Annotated in this window: 18 protein-coding genes and 1 other RNA gene; 9 read left to right on the forward strand and 10 right to left on the reverse strand. The window is 46.8% G+C overall.

The window, feature by feature from the left end:
* Positions 1-7: 7 nt before the first annotated feature.
* From hisC to gyrA, 4 genes are read right to left on the reverse strand one after another with little or no spacing between them, the layout of a single operon-like run.
* A complete protein-coding gene (gene hisC, locus C2759_RS07880; RefSeq protein ID WP_215354407.1) occupies positions 8-1,138 on the reverse strand; it encodes a histidinol-phosphate transaminase in 1,131 nt (376 codons plus the stop codon).
* On the reverse strand, positions 1,135-2,229 hold the full coding sequence (gene pheA / locus C2759_RS07885) for a prephenate dehydratase (RefSeq protein WP_215354410.1): 1,095 nt from the start codon (positions 2,227-2,229) through the stop codon (positions 1,135-1,137). Before pheA ends, hisC begins: the two co-directional genes overlap by 4 nt.
* Complete coding sequence (gene serC, locus C2759_RS07890) at positions 2,229-3,326, reverse strand: 3-phosphoserine/phosphohydroxythreonine transaminase (RefSeq protein WP_215354413.1); 1,098 nt, start codon at positions 3,324-3,326, stop codon at positions 2,229-2,231. Before serC ends, pheA begins: the two co-directional genes overlap by 1 nt.
* Before the next feature lie 31 nt (positions 3,327-3,357).
* Positions 3,358-6,060, reverse strand: a complete 2,703-nt coding sequence (gyrA, locus tag C2759_RS07895) for a DNA gyrase subunit A (protein ID WP_215354416.1) — start codon at positions 6,058-6,060, stop codon at positions 3,358-3,360.
* A gap of 159 nt (positions 6,061-6,219) precedes the next feature.
* On the opposite strand from gyrA, the gene ompA reads away from it, so the two are divergent.
* The 4 genes from ompA (at position 6,220) to ssrA (ending at position 8,698) form a co-directional block, all read left to right on the forward strand.
* Positions 6,220-6,804 carry an outer membrane protein OmpA gene (gene ompA, locus C2759_RS07900; protein ID WP_215354418.1) on the forward strand — a complete coding sequence of 195 codons (585 nt, stop codon included), beginning with the start codon at positions 6,220-6,222 and terminating at the stop codon, positions 6,802-6,804.
* A gap of 101 nt (positions 6,805-6,905) precedes the next feature.
* Positions 6,906-7,595 carry a bifunctional 2-polyprenyl-6-hydroxyphenol methylase/3-demethylubiquinol 3-O-methyltransferase UbiG gene (gene ubiG / locus C2759_RS07905; RefSeq protein WP_215354420.1) on the forward strand — a complete coding sequence of 230 codons (690 nt, stop codon included), beginning with the start codon at positions 6,906-6,908 and terminating at the stop codon, positions 7,593-7,595.
* Positions 7,592-8,278 (forward strand): HAD family hydrolase, encoded by a 687-nt coding sequence (locus C2759_RS07910; RefSeq protein WP_215354422.1) that lies wholly within the window; start codon positions 7,592-7,594, stop codon positions 8,276-8,278. The genes ubiG and C2759_RS07910 overlap by 4 nt, the downstream gene beginning before the upstream one ends.
* Positions 8,279-8,339: 61 nt before the next feature.
* Positions 8,340-8,698: a transfer-messenger RNA gene (ssrA, locus tag C2759_RS07915) on the forward strand.
* Between the two features lie 80 nt (positions 8,699-8,778).
* Here the strand turns inward: ssrA and C2759_RS07920 are convergent.
* Together C2759_RS07920 and C2759_RS07925 are read right to left on the reverse strand one after the other, a co-directional pair.
* Positions 8,779-10,530, reverse strand: a complete 1,752-nt coding sequence (locus tag C2759_RS07920; RefSeq protein WP_215354424.1) for an IlvD/Edd family dehydratase — start codon at positions 10,528-10,530, stop codon at positions 8,779-8,781.
* A 34-nt stretch (positions 10,531-10,564) separates the two neighbouring features.
* Complete coding sequence (locus C2759_RS07925; RefSeq protein ID WP_215354427.1) at positions 10,565-11,554, reverse strand: tripartite tricarboxylate transporter substrate binding protein; 990 nt, start codon at positions 11,552-11,554, stop codon at positions 10,565-10,567.
* Between the two features lie 108 nt (positions 11,555-11,662).
* Between C2759_RS07925 and C2759_RS07930 the strand changes: the two genes are divergently transcribed.
* Positions 11,663-12,085 carry a VOC family protein gene (locus C2759_RS07930; RefSeq protein ID WP_215354430.1) on the forward strand — a complete coding sequence of 141 codons (423 nt, stop codon included), beginning with the start codon at positions 11,663-11,665 and terminating at the stop codon, positions 12,083-12,085.
* A gap of 19 nt (positions 12,086-12,104) precedes the next feature.
* On the opposite strand, the gene C2759_RS07935 is transcribed toward C2759_RS07930, so the two are convergent.
* Genes C2759_RS07935 through C2759_RS07945 form a run of 3 tightly spaced genes read right to left on the reverse strand, consistent with a single transcriptional unit; the run spans position 12,105 to position 14,900 of the window.
* Positions 12,105-13,295, reverse strand: a complete 1,191-nt coding sequence (locus C2759_RS07935) for a class I SAM-dependent methyltransferase (protein WP_215354433.1) — start codon at positions 13,293-13,295, stop codon at positions 12,105-12,107.
* A 3-nt stretch (positions 13,296-13,298) separates the two neighbouring features.
* Positions 13,299-13,850: a carboxymuconolactone decarboxylase family protein gene (locus tag C2759_RS07940; protein ID WP_215354436.1), complete on the reverse strand. Its 552-nt coding sequence runs from the start codon at positions 13,848-13,850 to the stop codon at positions 13,299-13,301.
* A gap of 9 nt (positions 13,851-13,859) precedes the next feature.
* Positions 13,860-14,900: a tripartite tricarboxylate transporter substrate binding protein gene (locus tag C2759_RS07945; RefSeq protein ID WP_251366945.1), complete on the reverse strand. Its 1,041-nt coding sequence runs from the start codon at positions 14,898-14,900 to the stop codon at positions 13,860-13,862.
* A 48-nt stretch (positions 14,901-14,948) separates the two neighbouring features.
* Here C2759_RS07945 and C2759_RS07950 point away from each other — a divergent pair, with 48 nt between their 5' ends.
* Positions 14,949-15,716: a sulfurtransferase gene (locus C2759_RS07950; RefSeq protein WP_215354440.1), complete on the forward strand. Its 768-nt coding sequence runs from the start codon at positions 14,949-14,951 to the stop codon at positions 15,714-15,716.
* A gap of 12 nt (positions 15,717-15,728) precedes the next feature.
* Here the strand turns inward: C2759_RS07950 and C2759_RS07955 are convergent, their stop codons facing one another.
* Positions 15,729-16,031 carry an antibiotic biosynthesis monooxygenase gene (locus C2759_RS07955; protein WP_046330625.1) on the reverse strand — a complete coding sequence of 101 codons (303 nt, stop codon included), beginning with the start codon at positions 16,029-16,031 and terminating at the stop codon, positions 15,729-15,731.
* A 75-nt stretch (positions 16,032-16,106) separates the two neighbouring features.
* Here C2759_RS07955 and C2759_RS07960 point away from each other — a divergent pair, with 75 nt between their 5' ends.
* Genes C2759_RS07960 through C2759_RS07970 form a run of 3 tightly spaced genes read left to right on the forward strand, consistent with a single transcriptional unit; the run spans position 16,107 to position 18,144 of the window.
* Complete coding sequence (locus C2759_RS07960; RefSeq protein WP_215354444.1) at positions 16,107-17,081, forward strand: D-2-hydroxyacid dehydrogenase family protein; 975 nt, start codon at positions 16,107-16,109, stop codon at positions 17,079-17,081.
* On the forward strand, positions 17,039-17,626 hold the full coding sequence (locus C2759_RS07965; protein WP_251366946.1) for a chromate transporter: 588 nt from the start codon (positions 17,039-17,041) through the stop codon (positions 17,624-17,626). Before C2759_RS07960 ends, C2759_RS07965 begins: the two co-directional genes overlap by 43 nt.
* Positions 17,623-18,144, forward strand: a complete 522-nt coding sequence (locus C2759_RS07970; protein ID WP_215354447.1) for a chromate transporter — start codon at positions 17,623-17,625, stop codon at positions 18,142-18,144. Before C2759_RS07965 ends, C2759_RS07970 begins: the two co-directional genes overlap by 4 nt.
* Positions 18,145-18,153 lie beyond the last annotated feature (9 nt).

The following is an 18,153-nucleotide window of genomic DNA, read 5'->3' on the forward strand; positions in this document are numbered from 1 at the left end:
CCTTGAATTACTGCTGCGCCAAGATATCTTTAAGGGCATCAATAAAGGCTGCATTCTCTTCAGGTAAGCCGATAGAAATACGTAACCATTGTGGCAAACCATAGTTGCCAACTGGGCGAACAATAATGCCGCGCTTGAGTAGTTCTAAATTAATGCGAGCGCCTGCGCCATCATCCACACCCACTCTCACCAATACAAAGTTGCCAGCCGACGGAAGGTAAGTTAAGCCAAGCGCATCAAATGCTTGCGTCAGTTGAGCTAAACCAGCGCGATTTAATTCAAAGCCTTGCTGCAAGAAAGCAGAATCTTGGAACGCGGCGATCGCCGCAGCTTGTGCAAGACTATTCACATTAAATGGCTGACGAATGCGGTTGAGTAAATCAGTCAAAGCAGGCTGCGCTACGCCATAGCCAATCCGTAGACCTGCTAAGCCGTAAGCCTTTGAGAAGCTACGAGACAAAATCATATTAGGGAAACGCTTCACCCATGCAATAGCGTCATAGCGCTGCTCTGGGGTAAGGTACTCGTTGTAAGCCTCATCCAATACGACCACCACATGAGTAGGTACAGCCATTAAGAAATCTTCGATCTCTTTAGCAGTTAAGTAGCTGCCGGTCGGATTATTTGGGTTAGCCACAAACACTAACTTCGCTTTATCACCTGATGCTTTAACTGCTTGCAACATGGCAGGCAGGTCATGACCATACATTGCAGTTGCAGCCACTTCAATCGCCTTAGCGCCAACAGCTTGTGTCGCTAATGGATAAACCGCAAAGGCATGTTTAGAGAAAATCACCTCATCGCCAGCTTGAGCTACTGCGCGTGCAGCTAATTCCAAAATGTCGTTACTGCCATTGCCCAAGGTAATCCAATCCGCTGGAATACCTAAGCGCACTGATAAAACATTCTTTAATTCAAAGCCATTCGAATCTGGATAGCGACCTAAGTCACTCGCAGCCTTGAGCATTGCATCTTGCGCGGACTTTGGCATACCCAATGGGTTCTCATTGGATGCGAGCTTCACAATCTTATTTTCATCAAGGCCGTACTCACGTGCAACCTCACTGATAGGTCGCCCGCCAACATAGGGTGCTATCGCATGGATATGCTTTAAACCAATATTAGATTTTGATGTCATGCTGAATGAGGATATGAGCCAAGGTTTTTATAAAAAGCAGCTGTCGTTTTTAACTCTTCCAATGCTTTAGCTACTTTTGCATCTGCAGCATGTCCCGATACATCGATATAAAAGTGGTACTCCCAAGTGCCTTTGCGAGCGGGGCGAGACTCAAAGCGATTCATGGAAACACCATGTTTAGCTAAGGGTTCCAATAAACGATGCACAGCACCCGGCTGGTTATCCACCGATAGAACTAGAGAGGTTTGATCTTTACCGGTGGGCTGACATTCGTAAGTACCAACCACGACAAAACGTGTGCGGTTATGCGGATCATCTTGAATCTGTGCAGCGACCGCCTGCAATCCATACGCTTCTTGAGCAGGGTCACCAGCAATTGCCGCCAAATTAGGATCGTTGGCAGCCAGACGAGCAGCCTCTGCATTACTGCTAACTGCCTGACGATTTAAGTGGGGTGCATGCAAACTCAACCATTGCTGACATTGCGCCAACGCTTGGGCGTGAGCACAAACCGTAGTTACGCCATCTAAGCTACCGCTCTTCGTTAGAAGATGGTGGCGAATAGGCAGCACTACTTCACCACTAATCCGCATCGGAGAATCTAAAAGCAAATCCAAGGTTCTTGAAATTGCACCCTCACTGGAATTTTCTACAGGCACAACACCAAACTGCGCCGCGCCCTTCTCTACCGCTTTAAATACTTCATCCAAACTGTTACAAGGAAGACCCGCAATCGAGTGGCCAAAATAGGTTTGGGCTGCTTGCTCTGAAAATGTTCCTACGGGTCCAAGATAGGCAATTGTTTGACGAGCCTCTAAGGCACGGCAAGCAGACATTACCTCACGCCAAATTGCTGCAATACCATCAGACAACAACGGGCCCTTGCTGAGCTCTTGTAAGCGCGCAACGACTTGACGCTCACGCTCCGGCCTAAATACTGGTGATGAGAATCCGCCTTTAATGTGGCCAACCTCTTGGGCAGCTTTTGCACGCTGTGATAACAAATCTAAGATCTGTGCATCTAGTGCATCAATCTTGTCGCGGATGGGCGCCAGGCGCTGTTCTTCTGTACTCTGGTCTTTGGAGCTCATTAGGCACGCCTTTCAAAGTCACGCATAAATTCCACTAAGGCCTTGACGCCTTCCAATGGCATTGCGTTGTAAATACTCGCGCGCATACCGCCTGCCGCCTTATGGCCACGCAAGGCAACCAGGCCTGCTGCAGTGGATTGCTCCAGGAACTGGGCGTTTAAATTTTCATCCCTTAGGAAAAAGGTGACGTTCATTCTGGAGCGATATTCTTTGGTAACACGATTGTCATACAAAGTACTCTGATCCACAAAGTGATAAAGCAAGTCTGCTTTTTCTTGATTGCGTTTCTCAATCGCTTTGATACCGCCCTGCTTGAGTAACCACTTAAAACCGAGTCCCGCCATATAAATCGAGAAAGTGGGCGGCGTATTTAACATGGAGTCAGTTGCTGCTTGTTTAGACCAATCCCAAATCGATGGGGTAATTTTCATGCTGTGTCCCATCAAATCTTTGCGAACGATCACAATCGTTACGCCAGATGGGCCAATATTTTTTTGTGCGCCACCAAACCAAACGCCACACTTTGTAATGTCGATTTCTCTGGAAAGGATATTGCTAGAAATATCAGCAACCAAGAGCTTGCCATCGACATCAGGTACATCTGGAAACTCTACGCCACCAATGGTTTCGTTCGCACAGTAATGAACGTAAGCAGCATCATCTGATAGTTGCCAAGTAGATCTCGCAGGAATCGTATTGAATTTTTCAGCCGCAGAAGACGCTGCTAAATGAGCAACACCATACTTGTCTGCCTCTTTATACGACTTTTCCGACCAAACGCCAGTTACTAAAAAATCTGCCTTTGGGCCATTCTTGGCTAAAGGCATCAGGTTCATGGGTATGGCAGCATTCTGACCTAAGCCACCACCTTGAAGCATCAATATTTCATAGGAATCCGGAATGTCCATGAGAATACGTAAGTCTTGCAATACTTCCGCATACAAGGCCATAAACTCTTTGCCCCGATGACTCACTTCCATGACGCTTGCACCCAAGCCCTGCCAATTCAACATCTCTGCAGCAGCCTGCTTCAATACCTCTTCAGGCAAGGTGGCAGGCCCCGCAGCGAAATTGAAAATGCGGCGGTCAAACGTCATGATGAGTTAATTAACCTTAAATGAATGCCAATTAGGCATCACCAGCTTCATCAGGATTGGAATCAAGTGCTGGATCACCGTCTTCACCATCTTCAAGATCACTCTCATCATCAGAATCGCTTTCAGCAATCCGCTGCAAGCCAGACAAACGGGTACCTTCATCCACATTGATCAAAGTAACGCCTTGAGTTGCGCGCCCCATCTCACGAATCTCCGAAACACGAGTGCGCACCAAAATACCGCCAGTAGTAATCAACATAATTTGATCTTCTGGAGATACCAAAGCAGCGGCAACTACTTTTCCGTTTCGCTCAGTTGTTTGAATCGCAATCATGCCTTTGGTGCCACGACCATGACGGGTATATTCACCAATCGGAGTGCGTTTACCAAAACCATTTTCTGTTGCAGTTAATACACTGCTCGGAATTGCGAGACCATTTGGATCAACGACTGCTGCTTCAGCGCCTTCAGCAGCTTCGGCTGGGGCAACCAACATAGCAATTACTTGATGACCTTCACCCAAGTTCATACCGCGCACACCGCGTGCAGTACGACCCATTGGACGCACATCGTTCTCGTCAAAGCGTACTGCTTTGCCAGCGTCGGAGAACAGCATCACATCATGCTGACCATCCGTAATTGCTGCACCAACCAAGAAGTCGTTTTCATTTAAGTCGACAGCAATAATTCCAGCCTTACGTGGATTAGAGAAGTCAGACAAACGCGTCTTCTTCACTGTACCCAAGCTCGTCGCCATGAAGACATAATGATCATCTTGATATCCCTTGATCGGGAGAATCACAGTAATCTTTTCGCCCTCAATCAGAGGGAACATATTCACGATTGGCTTACCGCGTGAATTTCGGCTACCTTGTGGAACTTCCCACACTTTGAGCCAGTACATACGTCCACGATCAGAGAAGCACAGGATGATGTCATGCGTGTTGGCAACGAAGAGTGTCTCAATCCAATCTTCATTCTTGGTAGCTGCAGCTTGTTTGCCACGACCACCTCGTTTTTGCGCACGGTATTCACTCAATGGCTGGCTCTTCATGTAGCCCGTGTTCGAGAGCGTGACCACCATATCTTGCGGAGTGATCAGGTCTTCTGTAAACAACTCGGTTGCATTCATTTCAATAAATGAACGACGGCCAGAGTCACCACCAGCAATACCAAATTCTGCTTGCACTTCTTTCAATTCAGACTCAATGACTTGAGTGACACGCTCCGGCTTAGCAAGTAAGTCGAGCAAATCTGAAATCTCTGCCATGACATCTTTGTACTCATTGACGATCTTGTCTTGCTCAAGGCCAGTCAAGCGCTGCAAACGCATCTGCAAAATTTCTTGTGCTTGACTATCAGACAAACGATAGAGACCAGTAGTTTGCATGCCGTACTCTGGCAACAAACCTTCGGGACGGTAAGCATTGCGACCGCCTGGAGTATCCGTCTCGGCACGCGCCAACATCTCGCGCACCATGGAGGAGTCCCAAGCCTTACTCATCAATTCTTGCTTAGCAACTACAGGGTTTGCAGCAGCTTTAATAATGGCAATAAATTCATCAATGTTTGCTAACGCAACTGCTAAACCTTCTAAGACATGGCCACGCTCACGCGCTTTGCGTAATTCAAAAATCGTACGACGCGTCACTACTTCGCGACGATGTTGCAAGAAGTACTCCAGCATTTGCTTCAGATTCAACAGGCGTGGCTGGTTATCTACCAGGGCCACCATGTTCATACCGAAGTTGTCTTGCAGTTGAGTGCTCTTGTATAAATTATTAAGAACCACTTCAGGTACTTCACCGCGCTTAAGCTCGATGACTACGCGCATACCTGACTTATCAGACTCATCACGCAGATCAGAAATGCCTTCTACTTTTTTCTCATTGACTAACTCGGCAATCCGCTCGAGCAAGTTCTTTTTATTTACCTGGTAAGGCAATTCATCAACGATGATCGCCTGACGGGCACCCTTATCAAGGTCTTCAAAGTGGGTCTTTGCACGCATCACTACACGGCCACGGCCGGTGCGATACCCCTCACGAACCCCTTGAACACCATAAATAATGCCGGCGGTCGGAAAATCAGGAGCAGGAATGATCTCGATTAGCTCATCAATCGTGCATTCTGGGTTGTGCAAGACGTGTAAACAGGCAGTCACCACCTCATCCAAGTTGTGGGGAGGGATATTGGTCGCCATACCCACGGCAATACCTGAGCTGCCGTTAATCAGCAAATTAGGCACTTTTGCAGGAAGAATCAGGGGCTCTTTCTCGCTACCGTCGTAATTTGGCCCAAAATCCACGGTTTCCTTGTCTAAATCGGCCAATAACTCATGGGCGATCTTACGAAGGCGGATCTCGGTATAGCGCATTGCAGCAGCGTTATCACCGTCTACGGAGCCAAAGTTACCCTGCCCGTCAACCAGCATATAGCGCAGAGAGAAGTCCTGGGCCATGCGAACAATGGTGTCATACACCGCAGAATCGCCATGTGGATGGTATTTACCGATCACATCGCCAACTATACGGGCAGATTTTTTGTAAGCACGGTTCCAATCGTTGTTTAATTCATACATCGCGAATAAGACCCGGCGATGAACCGGTTTGAGGCCGTCACGTACGTCTGGCAGGGCTCTGCCGACAATGACGCTCATTGCGTAGTCCAAATAGGACCGCCGCATTTCGTCTTCTAGGGATATTGGTAGTGTTTCTTTAGCGGCTTGTTCCATTTAGAAATAATATCATTTTGATGACTGATAGCCCCTATGCTAATATTCTGTCAGTTTGTACGAAATTGAGATGTGTCGCTTTGCGGTTTTTGCTTCAAAGTAGGGCGAATTACATTTAAGTTTGACTTTAATTAAAAAAGAGATTTTTGAGGACTAAAAATGAACAAAACCCTAAAACTGGTATTTGCTGGCGTTATCACTGTTGCTGCGACTGCTACTTCCGCCCAAAACGTTGACAACTGGGTCAACTCAAGTGGCCTAGCCTGGAAAAACGGCGACGGCACATTATGCTGGCGTGATGCTAGCTGGACACCTGCGACTGCTGCACAGGGTTGCGATGGTTTCTTGGCTCCTAAGCCTGCCGCTGCTAAATCTGGTGTTAGCCAAAGCAAGATCACTTTGCAAGCTGACACACTCTATGACTTCGACAAAGCAACATTGAAGGCAGAAGGTCAAGCAACTTTAGACAAAATCGCTAAAGACTTAAGCAAGATCAAATTAGAAGTAATTATTGCTGTTGGTAACACTGATAGCGTTGGTACTGATGCTTACAACATGGCTCTCGGCCAGCGTCGTGCTCAGTCAGTTAAAGCTTACTTAGTAAGCAAAGGTGTTGACGGTAGCCGTATTTACACAGAATCAAAAGGCAAGAGCAATCCAGTTGCAAGCAATGCAACTGCTGAAGGCCGCGCCAAGAACCGCCGCACCGACATCGAAGTTGTTGGTACAGCTGCAGTTAAGTAATTCTTTTTACTTTTAAAAAAGCCCGGTTCTGCCGGGCTTTTTTTATTTCCGCTATATTCGTAATTCACCTATCTCAACGCGCTTAATGCGCCTTTACTCTTATGAACGTCGATCAATCTGAAATCGCTAAATTTAGCGCCCTAGCTCATCGCTGGTGGGATCCCCAGAGCGAATTCAAGCCCTTGCATGCAATTAACCCCTTGCGCCTCAATTGGATCAAGTCTTTTGTTGATCTCCAAGGCAAGAAAGTGTTAGATGTTGGTTGTGGCGGCGGAATTCTGGCAGAGTCGATTGCGCAGTCAGGTGCCGATACCAGCGGTATCGACCTATCTGAAAAGGCCCTGAAAGTCGCCGAGTTACATGCACTAGAAGTGGGTGCCACCCTCAAATACCGCTCAATTTCAGCTGAAGCACTAGCCGAGGAAGAGCCCGGACAGTATGACGTCGTAACCTGCATGGAGATGCTCGAGCATGTTCCGGACCCAGCCTCTGTGGTTCAAGCTTGTGCAAATCTCTGCAAGCCAGGAGGCACCCTCTTCTTTAGCACCCTGAATCGCAATCCCAAGTCTTACTTATTTGCCATTATTGGCGCTGAATACATCTTGCGACTACTCCCCAAGGGTACCCACGAATACGCCAAATTCATTAAACCCTCCGAATTAGTCGCATTTACCCGTCACGCCGGATTAGAAATGCTCGGCATGAAGGGGATGACATACAACCCCATCACGGAAGTCTATAAATTGGGGGAAGACGTGGACGTGAACTACATGATTGTTGTACGCAAATGAGTGGTGGGTTAGTAAGTCCTTACAATGGCATCTTTTTTGACCTAGATGGCACTCTTGCTGACACGGCTCCTGACCTTGTTGCAGCCGCTAACCAACTCCTCATCGCTCGCAATCTTCCACCCATGCAATATGAGGTATTACGTCCCCGCGCTTCAGCAGGGGCTCGTGGATTGATTAAAGGGGCATTTGGGATCGATACCGATCACCCTGATTTCATTCCACTTCGAGATGAATTCTTCTCAAACTATGAAAAAGCACTGTTGGTCAACAGTGTGATTTTTGATGGGGTTGATCACCTGCTAGATCGATTAGATGGTGCAAAGCTACCCTGGGGGATTGTTACGAATAAAAGCGAGCGTTTCACCAATCCCTTAACTGAATTAATGGGCTTGCGCCAAAGAGCAGTATCAACAGTTTCTGGTGACACCACCCCTCATTCAAAACCCCATCCTGAGCCCATCTTGCACGCAGCAAGACTTGCCAACGTTGACCCGACCAAATCAGTATATGTAGGTGATGACATCAGAGACATCGTAGCCGGTAAAGCAGCGGGCATGCAGACAATCGCAGCAGCCTATGGCTATTGTGGCTGTGAGGAGCCTCCAGAGGCTTGGGGAGCGGATTATCTTGTACACCACCCAAAAGAATTGCTAGCAATCATCTTCCCCACAGTAGGGAGATAAAAAGATAACAAGCAATTTAGGGGTAAGCGCCTTAAAATAGAGTTTCCAATGCATGAACTCCGGGGTCGACATGGTTTCGACGTGGATTACAAAGCATCAAGGGCATACCGAGGACCCGTTATCTCGTAAATCAATGGGAATGTAATAACTGCAAACGACGAACGTTTCGCACTAGCCGCTTAATTGCGGTTGCCCCTGAACTGATTCTCTCTTGGGTCAGCTAGCGCAAGCTAGATCAGGGTCATTTACAAGAGATAAGATCATTTCATGTCACGGGGAATGATTCGAAAACCAAGTGAATCGCCAGCGTGGAACATGTCAGTCTGTGACTAGCTAGCTAAATTAAATGATATGACTAAGTATGTAGAACTTGTTGTAGAGGATTTGCGGACGCGGGTTCGATTCCCGCCGACTCCACCATTTTGAAGTATGTAATAGTCAAACGCCACCCAACAGGGTGGCGTTTTTCTTTGCTTCCATTTTTTATCGCATTGATTGGCTCAACGTTTTGGCGTCTTACCCACCATCTTCACTGCTCTCAAGAAATCAAAGTCAACACCCTTGTCTGCTTGCGTAACTGTATCTAAGAATAGTTTGAGATAACCACGCTCTGCAGTGGGCTCTATTACTGGATTCTCTTTTGCACGCTTAGCTAACTCTTCATCCGAGACCAGCAGACTAATCTCACGATTCTTCACACTCAAGCGGATGCGGTCTCCATTATTTACAAATGCGAGTGGCCCACCTACTGCAGCCTCTGGAGTCACGTGCAACACGATGGTTCCGAACGCAGTACCACTCATGCGCCCATCAGAAATTCGCACAATATCTTTTACACCAGCACGTGCAAGCTTCATCGGAATCGGAATATACCCCGCTTCAGGCATACCAGGCGCGCCTTTAGGGCCAATATTCTTTAGCACCAAAATATCATCTGCTGTTACATCTAAGTCTGGACTATCAATACGATTAGCCAGGTCTTCACTGTTTTCAAAAACAACAGCGCGCCCCTCATGCTCCATGAGTTTTTCATTAGCTGCTGATTGTTTAATTATGGCGCCACCGGGTACTAAATTGCCATGCAAAACTGCAATGCTTCCACGTGGATAAATCGGGTTATCGAACTTGCGCACTACATCTTGCTTAAAGCTTGGTGGAGCTGCATCAATCTCTTCACCTAAGGTACGACCCGTTACTGTCATTGCGTCTAGTTTTAACAAAGGCTTAAGTTCACGTAGCAGCGTAGTCATACCGCCAGCATCATGGAAGTTTTCCATGTAGTGGTCACCAGAGGGCTTCAAATCCACCAACACTGGCGTCTCATCACCCATCTTATCGAGTGCATCCAAGTCAATCTCTAGACCCATGCGACCAGCGATAGCAGCTAGATGTACGATGCCATTAGTCGATCCGCCAATCGCCAATAAAACACGCATCGCGTTTTCAAAAGCATCTGCTGTTAATACCTTATCAATCGTTAAGCCGTCTTTTGCCATTTGCACAGCGCGGGTACCAGTTTCTTCTGCAATCCGAATACGATCGGCAGTGACTGCTGGCGGCGTTGCTCCGCCAGGCACAGTCATACCGAGGGCTTCAGAGATACATGCCATCGTACTAGCAGTACCCATGACTGAGCAGGTGCCTACACTAGCTACCAATTGGTCATTCACTTCATCTTTTTCAGCTTCATCAATTTCGCCAGCGCGGAATTTTCCCCAATAGCGTCGACAGTCAGTACATGCGCCTACACGCTCACTTCGATGGGAGCCTGTCAACATGGAACCAGTAATCAACTGAATTGCTGGAAGACCGGCAGAAGCAGCGCCCATCATTTGCGCGGGTACGGTTTTATCGCAACCACCAATCATCACTACCGCATCCATCGGCTGAGCACGCAACATCTCTTCCGTATCCATTGACATCAGGTTACGCAAATACATGCTGGTAGGAGCGGCAAAGCTTTCATGAATCGAGATTGTTGGAAAATCCATCGGCAAGCCACCAGCCAACATCACGCCACGTTTTACAGCCTCAATTAATTGCGGCATGTTGCCGTGACAGGGGTTATAAGCACTACCAGTATTGATAATGCCAATAACGGGGCGATCCAGAGCGCTGTTGGTATAGCCAGCACCCTTGATAAATGCTTTACGCAAAAACAAGGAGAAGCCTTTATCACCATAACTGGTTAAGCCCTTACGTAAACCACTCTCTGTGGGCTGTTTTTTTTCTTTATTTGTATTACTTGTCATAAATCATTCTTTAACTTAAAAAATAAATGGTTTTTTACTCAGCTTTGATATCGGCTTCTCTAATGACTTTTTCCCAACGCTTTACTTCAGCAGCTAGCAACTCGGCTGATTTCTTAGGCTTAGATGGCGCTGCAGCGTAAACACCCTGCTTTAGGAATGCTTCTTTTACTTCTGGATTGAGTAATAGCTTAGCGATAGCACTATTTAACTGATCAACAATAGGCATAGGGGTGCCGACTGGCGCTAAAACACCAAAGGTAGAGCTCACTTCCAACGTAGGCATACCAGATTCAGCGGTTGTAGGAACATCAGGCAACATTGAAATGCGTTTTGCCGTTGTTACCGCTAAGGGGCGCAATTGCCCAGCATTGATAAACGGTAATGCCGCAGGAACCGTTTCCACCATCATATTGACTTGCCCCGCTACCAAATCTGTCATAGCTGGACCACTACCCTTGTATGGCACGTGCGTGATTTTGATACCCGCTTCTTTTTGGAAAATTTCCGCACCCATTCTTTGCGGCGCACCCGCGCCAGAAGAGGCGTAATTTAATTTGTCTGGATTGGCTTTTGCGTAATCCACTAAACCTTTTAAAGTTCTTACGGGAACATTGGGGTTCACTACTACTACCAAAGGCACAGAACCGACAATCATGACTGGGGTGAAATCCTTCAGAAGGTCGTAACGTAACTTGCCCTTTTCAAGTGTAGCCATAGTGGAGTGCGAGGTGACTGCGCCCATCAATAAGGTGTAGCCATCTGGATTTGCCTTAGCTACCGCTTCTGCGCCAATATTGCCACCAGCTCCACCGCGATTCTCAACCAATACTTGCTGACCCAAAGATTCGCCTAAATTCTTCGCTAGAATTCGCCCAATCACATCGGTAGCCCCACCTGGAGGGTAGGGCACGATGAGTTTGATTGGCCTGTCCGGATAAGCGGCATGCACCAAACCAGAAAAACTCAGGATGAGGGTTGCCTGGGTTATAGAACGGCAAAGCTTACCCAATTTAAAAGTGATCATTCTTGTCTCCGTTAAACAGTTTTTAGTTATGCTCTCAATATACTAAACTTCGTCATTAAATCCATTTAAGCTTGCTGAACTCAATTCCACATCTTGCCAAGGACCGTTATGTCAAATATTCAACCTTTTCATTTAGCTTTTCCTGTAGACAACCTAGAAGCGGCTCGTACTTTTTACGGCAGCACCTTAGGTTGCGCGGAAGGTCGCAGCTCTGATGAATGGATTGATTTTGACTTCTTTGGACACCAATTGGTTGCCCACCTTGCACCTGAAGAATGCAGTCATGTAGCCTCAAATGAGGTTGACGGACATCAAGTTCCCGTAAAACACTTTGGAGTAGTGTTGACGATGCCAGATTGGCATGCGTTGGCGGATAAATTAAGCAGCACTGGTATGAAATTCATTATCGAGCCACAGATTCGCTTTAAAGGAAAAGTAGGCGAGCAAGCCACGATGTTCTTTCTCGATCCTGCTGGCAATGCCTTGGAGTTCAAGGCATTCGAGGACCCCAGTCAGCTATTCGCCAAGTAAAGTGAAGTATTCGTAATACTTACTTGATACCCAAGCGCCAAAGTGAAGTGGTTTCAGCTGCTCTTGCAAAATGAAGGGAGTCTGACTCATCAAACGCCTTAGAATGTTTTGGCTTGGTATCAATACGATCAAGAACAACTAATCCAGCATCTTCAATCCAAGAGAGCAGTTCTTCTCGAGTCCTGAGCTCAAGATGTTCGGCCAAATCAGACAGAATCAACCAGCCCTCGCCTTGGGGCAGTAAATGATCCTTTAATCCCCCCAAATATCCTTTTAGCATCTGACTATCAGGGTCGTATACCGCATGCTCAAGGGTAGAGCTAGGTCTTGCAGGCACCCATGGTGGGTTGCAGATAATTAATGAAGCCTTTCCTGCTGGAAATAAATTGGCTTTCACAATCTCTATTTGAGAACCTAAACCTAATAGTGCAATATTTTCTTTGGCGCACGTAAGCGCTCGATCATCTTGATCAGTGGCAACAATTTTTTGCACATCCCGCATTGCCAAAATAATCGCCAGCACGCCAGTACCAACGCCAATATCAAAAGCTGTAGATGCGCCATCAAGGGATTTGGGCAAAGGGACAGCACAAACTAACTCAATGTACTCGCCGCGAACAGGCGAGAAAACGCCGTAATGGGGATGAACAAATACTGGATCACCATTTTCATCAGCCAAAATAGGTAATCCACTCTTACGCCACTCATGAGCGCTAATCACGCCCAAAAGTTCACGCAAAGAAACTACATAAGAGTGCTCAACAGCACCATATGCCTCGACACATGCCTGGGAAATATCTGGCGCTCGGCGCAATGAAATCGAGTGATCCGAATTGCATTGAATTAACAACATCCCCAATATTCGGGCACGCTGAGATTGAATCAGGCGGTGTTGATTAAAAATATCTTTTGAGGTTTTCTTGGGGGCAGCATCAGCAGACTTATCCGCCCTCTTACTGGCACGCTTTGATTTTTTTGATGGTTTATCTATGCGCCGAACCAAGGCCTGCAATAGTTGTCGGGCATTTTGAAAATCCCCTTTCCAAAGAATAGCCGTGCCTTCACATGCCATTCGATAGGCGTCATCTGCTGTTAATGTGTCGTTAGCAATCGCCACTTTTTTATGTGCCGTAATGCCATTTTCAGAATGCCAAACTGCTGAACAGTTCTGACCATTCTCTTCCCAGTGAATGAAGCTATCCTGATTCATAAATTACTCAGGAGGATGCTCCTCGGGATTAACATTCAAAGCAATCAAAAACCGAGAGACCATGTTGTAAGCTGCCACTACAGTGACAAGCTCAACGGTATCAGTATTTCCCAAAGTAGCCTGCAAACGCTTCATCAGAGCGCTATCAACCTGGATATTGCGCGTCATCTGAAACGTGAGCTCTACTGCATCATTTTCAACGGCGGAGAATAAGGCGCTAGGAAAGCTTGGCTGGCCAATCAAACGTAGTGCTTGAACTTGCTCTTCAGTGCCACCTGCTTTAATGAACGGCGGGGCGTGATGAAAAAATTCATATTCGGCGCCATTAAGAACAGCCACCCCACACATTGCAAGCTCGCGCAGCTTTGGATCCAAGGAGAGATTATTACGAATCTCACCCACGAAATGATTCCAACCCTCGGCAATGGGGGTGCTATGTAAAAGCATGCGATCCAAATTAATAAACTGGCCACCACGTCTTTTGCGAATAGCTGCTACTAACTCAGCGGGTTCAGCTAAATCAATTGGTTGATAAGGAATTAAACGCTCACTCATATCAATTCCTTATTGCGCTTCTTTAATATTATTTTCAATCACGAACTTACCCCAGATCGCAATTTGCTTGCCGATAAAGTCACGCAAAGTTTCTGGGTTGCCAGCGACAATCTGAATCCCTTGAGACTTCAGCTTCTCAGATACAGCCGGTGTTTTTAATGCTTTAGTGACAGCATCATTCATGGCATTCACAATTGCTGGTGGGGTTTTGCCTGGGGCCAATACTGCCCACCATGCTGGCGCATTAAATCCAGGGAAACCACTTTCAGCAATCGTTGGCACATTGGGCAACTCAGGCGATCTTTTAGCAGTAGTGATTACCAAGGGGATGACACCGCCACTATCAACATGGGGCTTGACCAAGAATTCTGAGCCAACAGCTAGTGGAACCTGACCGCCCAGCACATCTTGCATCAATGGGCCTCCACCACGGTAAGGTATGTGATTCCAATCAAAGCCTGCTTGCTTAGCTAAACGTGCCATAGCTAAGTGACCCAAGCTACCAATGCCTATGGATCCATAGCTAAATGGTTTGCCAGCCTTAGACTGGTCTACCAACTGCTTAAAGCTGGTGATCCCAGAATTCTTGCTGGCGACCAATACCATCGGTGAAGTGCCAATTAAGGTTACAGGCGCTATATCTTTAATCGTGTCATACGGGAGCTTATCTTTGAGGATCGGATTTACACCGTGCGTGTCAAAGACCACAGCAAAGGTATAGCCATCAGGATCTGACCTTGTCATAGCGGCAGTTCCGATCACACCAGATGCTCCGCCAATATTTTCAACAATCACGTTTTGCTTTAATTCCGCCTGCAAAGCCGGAGCTAAGGTGCGAGCCACTTGATCCACAGAGCCACCCGGCGGGAAAACAGCAATCAGGCGAATCGGTTTTTGGGTAGGCCAAGCACCTACACCGGCCGTTTGAGCGCTAGCAAAAGAACCAGCAAACATCGCAAATAGACCAAATAAAAGCGCTTTTTTAGTTATTTTCAAGTAAATCGGCATGACATCATCTCCCTCGATTAAGACTGCAAGATTACCACCCATCCTTACGGCTTGTTTGATAATAGATGCCGGAGCAAGATGAGATTACCTATGAAACCAATTTTGAACATAGCTGCCTACTTATTTGTCAGTTTGGATAATTTAGCTGAGCTACGCACCAAGATCTTAGATGAGTGCAATTCTAGCGAGTTAAAGGGCACTATTCTCTTGACTGGCGAAGGTATCAATATGTTCCTAGCTGGTAGCGAATCCAAATTACGCAGCTTTATAAATTACTTGCGTCAGGATCCGCGCTTTGCACCCCTGCAAACTAAAGATAGCTGGTCTGAAACTCAGCCCTTTAAGAAGATGCTGGTCAAAATTAAGAATGAAATTATTCGAATGAATCATCCAGCGATTCGTCCGGAAGAGGGTCGCGCCAACTTCATCACACCAAAAAAATTACAAGAGTGGCTTGATCGTGGAACAGATGATTTAGGACGCCCGGTTGTCATGGTCGACACACGCAATGCTTTTGAAGTTGAGTATGGAACTTTTGACAATGCACTGCATTTCAATATCGAGAAATTTACAGAATTTCCCGAAGCCATTACTGCACATAAAGACGAGCTAGCTGATAAAACTTTGGTGAGCTTTTGTACCGGCGGAATTCGTTGTGAAAAATCCGGGCTCTACATGCGCGAAATTGGCATGCAACATAGTTATCAGCTTGAAGGCGGCATTCTCAAGTACTTTGAAGAAGTTGGCTCCGCACATTACACCGGCAGCTGTTTTGTATTTGATGAGCGGGAAGCGCTAGAACCCAATCTAGACACCATCCCACTTGAGCGCTCAATCCGAAAAAAACAAAGCGCGTAATTACTGAAGGTACTAGCTCGATTTACCCACTAAAGTCATATGCTCAACAAAAGGGGGTTTTACGAAGAATGGCCCAACAATAGCTCGCCAATCAGCAAAAGCATCTGACCCCCTAAAGTCGACTGTATGGTTCTCCAGGGTATCCCAATAAATCAACAATAAATAACGGGCAGGACTTTCGATACTGCGGTTCACCTTAAAGCCCTGAAAGCCTTTAGCTTTAGCTATCACCGTATTGACGCCACGCAAAATAGCCTCTTCAAATTCAGCACCCTTAGTTGGGTCAATTTCGATATCGCAGTGCTCCAAAATCATCGGGATTTCCTTTGTCAAAATTACTCAGTGATCGATAGTAAACTCAAGCAGAATAACAAATCAGCAAAGAGAGTCATGGCCAATTTACCTAATATTGTCATCCTAGGAGATTACGAGCGCGCTCTGCGTCGCTTCTCTCAATGGGACCGGATAGAGCAAAATTCAAACCTCATCATTCATCATGAGCCGTTACGGGATGAGGCCTTGTATGAGGCAGTCAAAGACGCTGATGTGATTGCCATCGTACGCGACCGATCCCCCTTCAATGAAACCATGATTGCGAGGTTGCCAAAGCTCGAATTATTGATGTTCACAGGAAAGCGAAATGGCACGTTAGATAGCGCCGCCCTCCTTGCTCGTCATATTCCGATTGCCTGCACGCCAGGAGGCCCTTCTAAAGAAACTACCACCGAGTTAACCTGGGCATTAATTTTAGGGGCTTCAAAACAATTGGTTCGCCAAAATCATTTAGTGATCTCTGGAGGCTGGCGTGATGAACTCTCGGTCCTACCCATGCTCTCAGGTGAGCGTTTGGGAGTGATTGGTCTTGGTGCTATCGGCAGTGCCGTCGCTCGTGTTGGTAAGGCATTCGGCATGGAGATTGTCACCTGGAGTCCCAATATGACGCAGGAACGTGCCGCAACCGAAGGTGCAACTTCCGTTAGCCTCGATGAACTACTAAGCACATCAAAAATAGTCACTCTGCACTTAGTGGCGGGCCCTGGAACTAAAGGCCTCATCAGTACCGATCAACTCGCATTAATGCGCCCTGATTCTATTCTGGTCAACACCTCGCGCTCTGCATTAATCAATATGTCTGATTTATGCATTGCTCTCAAAAAAGGTTGTCCCGGACAAGCTGCTGTGGACGTATTTGATATTGAACCATTGCCATCCAATGATCCCTTACGTAGCATCCCAAATTTACTAGCAACTCCCCACCTAGGCTTTATCGCGGAGCCTGTTTTTAAAATGTTCTCTCAAGGGATTACTGAAACTTTGGAAGCATGGTTAGATCAAAAGCCAGTACCCCATCCATACCAGCCTTAACGCTTTTGAAAACGCTCACTCCAAGAGAATTATTTATTAGTTTTAGCAAAATCGGCATGTCTGGTTTTGGTGGTGTACTACCCTGGGCACGTCGCACTCTGGTTGAGCAGGATAAAGTGTTGAGCTCGGAAGAATTTAGCGCTATTTTGGGCATCTGCCAAATTGTTCCAGGCCCCAACATTGTGAATCTTGCGGTTTGCATAGGTTCTCGCTTTGCTGGCGCCAGAGGCGCACTAGCGGCAGTTCTAGGCTTAACGCTGGGGCCGATCTGCATCGTGATGCTGTTAGCACTCCTCTATACACATTACAGCGACCTAGAGTCTGTCAAAGGAATACTGCGGGGTATCTCTGCTGTTGGGGTTGGCTTAATTGCTTCTACTGGCATCAAGATGTTGCGTGACGAGTTGCGCTTTCCACTAATGCTACTGGTGGTACTTGTCACCGTCATTGCAGCCAGCTACTACCAGCTAAGTCTTGGCTGGGTGGTCCTAATAGCATCTCCGCTAGCCTGGGTCTTGGCACAAAAAAAGGCTCGCAAACTATGAGTGTTTTATTGAGTCTATTTCTAAAACTCTCTGCCTTCTCGCTCATTGCCTTTGGCGGAGTAAATGCCTTACTCCCAAGCTTACTTAAGCTATCGGTTTACCAAGAGCAATGGATTGACCTGCAAACTTTTGCTGATTATTTCGCAATCGCTCAAGCAGCGCCGGGCCCTAACTTCATGACAGTCACGCTCATTGGCTGGCATGTCTATGGTGTGCTTGGAGCTTTGATTGCAACCTTCGCAATTGCCTGGCCGTCATCCATCTTGGTTTATCACTTACAGCGCCTCATACTAGGCATGAAGGATGTGCAAAAAAAGAAATCGATTCAGTATGCAGCTGCAGCACTCGCGATTGGATTAGTTCTCTCCTCCGCATGGCAGATTGCCTTACAGATCAATCATAGCTATGCTGCATATGTGCTGACGCTCGTCACTATCGGAGTCACTGTTTTGACTCGTTGGCATCCTCTATATTTAATTGCGCTAGGGGCTGCCCTAGGAATGATCGGAGTAATTTGAAAATGATAA

The sequence above is a fragment of the Polynucleobacter sp. MG-Unter2-18 genome, from assembly GCF_018687675.1.
GTDB lineage: Bacteria > Pseudomonadota > Gammaproteobacteria > Burkholderiales > Burkholderiaceae > Polynucleobacter.

What these genes read in the sequence shown, in the direction of transcription:
- C2759_RS07925 (WP_215354427.1), bottom strand. Translation starts at nt 11,554, where the DNA reads ATGATCACTTTTAAATTGGGTAAGCTTTGCCGTTCTATAACCCAGGCA.
- C2759_RS07960 (WP_215354444.1), top strand. Translation starts at nt 16,107, where the DNA reads ATGGCCAATTTACCTAATATTGTCATCCTAGGAGATTACGAGCGCGCT.
- C2759_RS07940 (WP_215354436.1), bottom strand. Translation starts at nt 13,850, where the DNA reads ATGAGTGAGCGTTTAATTCCTTATCAACCAATTGATTTAGCTGAACCC.
- pheA (WP_215354410.1), bottom strand. Translation starts at nt 2,229, where the DNA reads ATGAGCTCCAAAGACCAGAGTACAGAAGAACAGCGCCTGGCGCCCATC.
- C2759_RS07910 (WP_215354422.1), top strand. Translation starts at nt 7,592, where the DNA reads ATGAGTGGTGGGTTAGTAAGTCCTTACAATGGCATCTTTTTTGACCTA.
- C2759_RS07970 (WP_215354447.1), top strand. Translation starts at nt 17,623, where the DNA reads ATGAGTGTTTTATTGAGTCTATTTCTAAAACTCTCTGCCTTCTCGCTC.
- hisC (WP_215354407.1), bottom strand. Translation starts at nt 1,138, where the DNA reads ATGACATCAAAATCTAATATTGGTTTAAAGCATATCCATGCGATAGCA.
- gyrA (WP_215354416.1), bottom strand. Translation starts at nt 6,060, where the DNA reads ATGGAACAAGCCGCTAAAGAAACACTACCAATATCCCTAGAAGACGAA.
- C2759_RS07920 (WP_215354424.1), bottom strand. Translation starts at nt 10,530, where the DNA reads ATGACAAGTAATACAAATAAAGAAAAAAAACAGCCCACAGAGAGTGGT.
- C2759_RS07935 (WP_215354433.1), bottom strand. Translation starts at nt 13,295, where the DNA reads ATGAATCAGGATAGCTTCATTCACTGGGAAGAGAATGGTCAGAACTGT.
- C2759_RS07945 (WP_251366945.1), bottom strand. Translation starts at nt 14,900, where the DNA reads ATGGGTGGTAATCTTGCAGTCTTAATCGAGGGAGATGATGTCATGCCG.
- C2759_RS07955 (WP_046330625.1), bottom strand. Translation starts at nt 16,031, where the DNA reads ATGATTTTGGAGCACTGCGATATCGAAATTGACCCAACTAAGGGTGCT.
- C2759_RS07930 (WP_215354430.1), top strand. Translation starts at nt 11,663, where the DNA reads ATGTCAAATATTCAACCTTTTCATTTAGCTTTTCCTGTAGACAACCTA.
- ompA (WP_215354418.1), top strand. Translation starts at nt 6,220, where the DNA reads ATGAACAAAACCCTAAAACTGGTATTTGCTGGCGTTATCACTGTTGCT.
- serC (WP_215354413.1), bottom strand. Translation starts at nt 3,326, where the DNA reads ATGACGTTTGACCGCCGCATTTTCAATTTCGCTGCGGGGCCTGCCACC.
- ubiG (WP_215354420.1), top strand. Translation starts at nt 6,906, where the DNA reads ATGAACGTCGATCAATCTGAAATCGCTAAATTTAGCGCCCTAGCTCAT.
- C2759_RS07950 (WP_215354440.1), top strand. Translation starts at nt 14,949, where the DNA reads ATGAAACCAATTTTGAACATAGCTGCCTACTTATTTGTCAGTTTGGAT.
- C2759_RS07965 (WP_251366946.1), top strand. Translation starts at nt 17,039, where the DNA reads ATGGTTAGATCAAAAGCCAGTACCCCATCCATACCAGCCTTAACGCTT.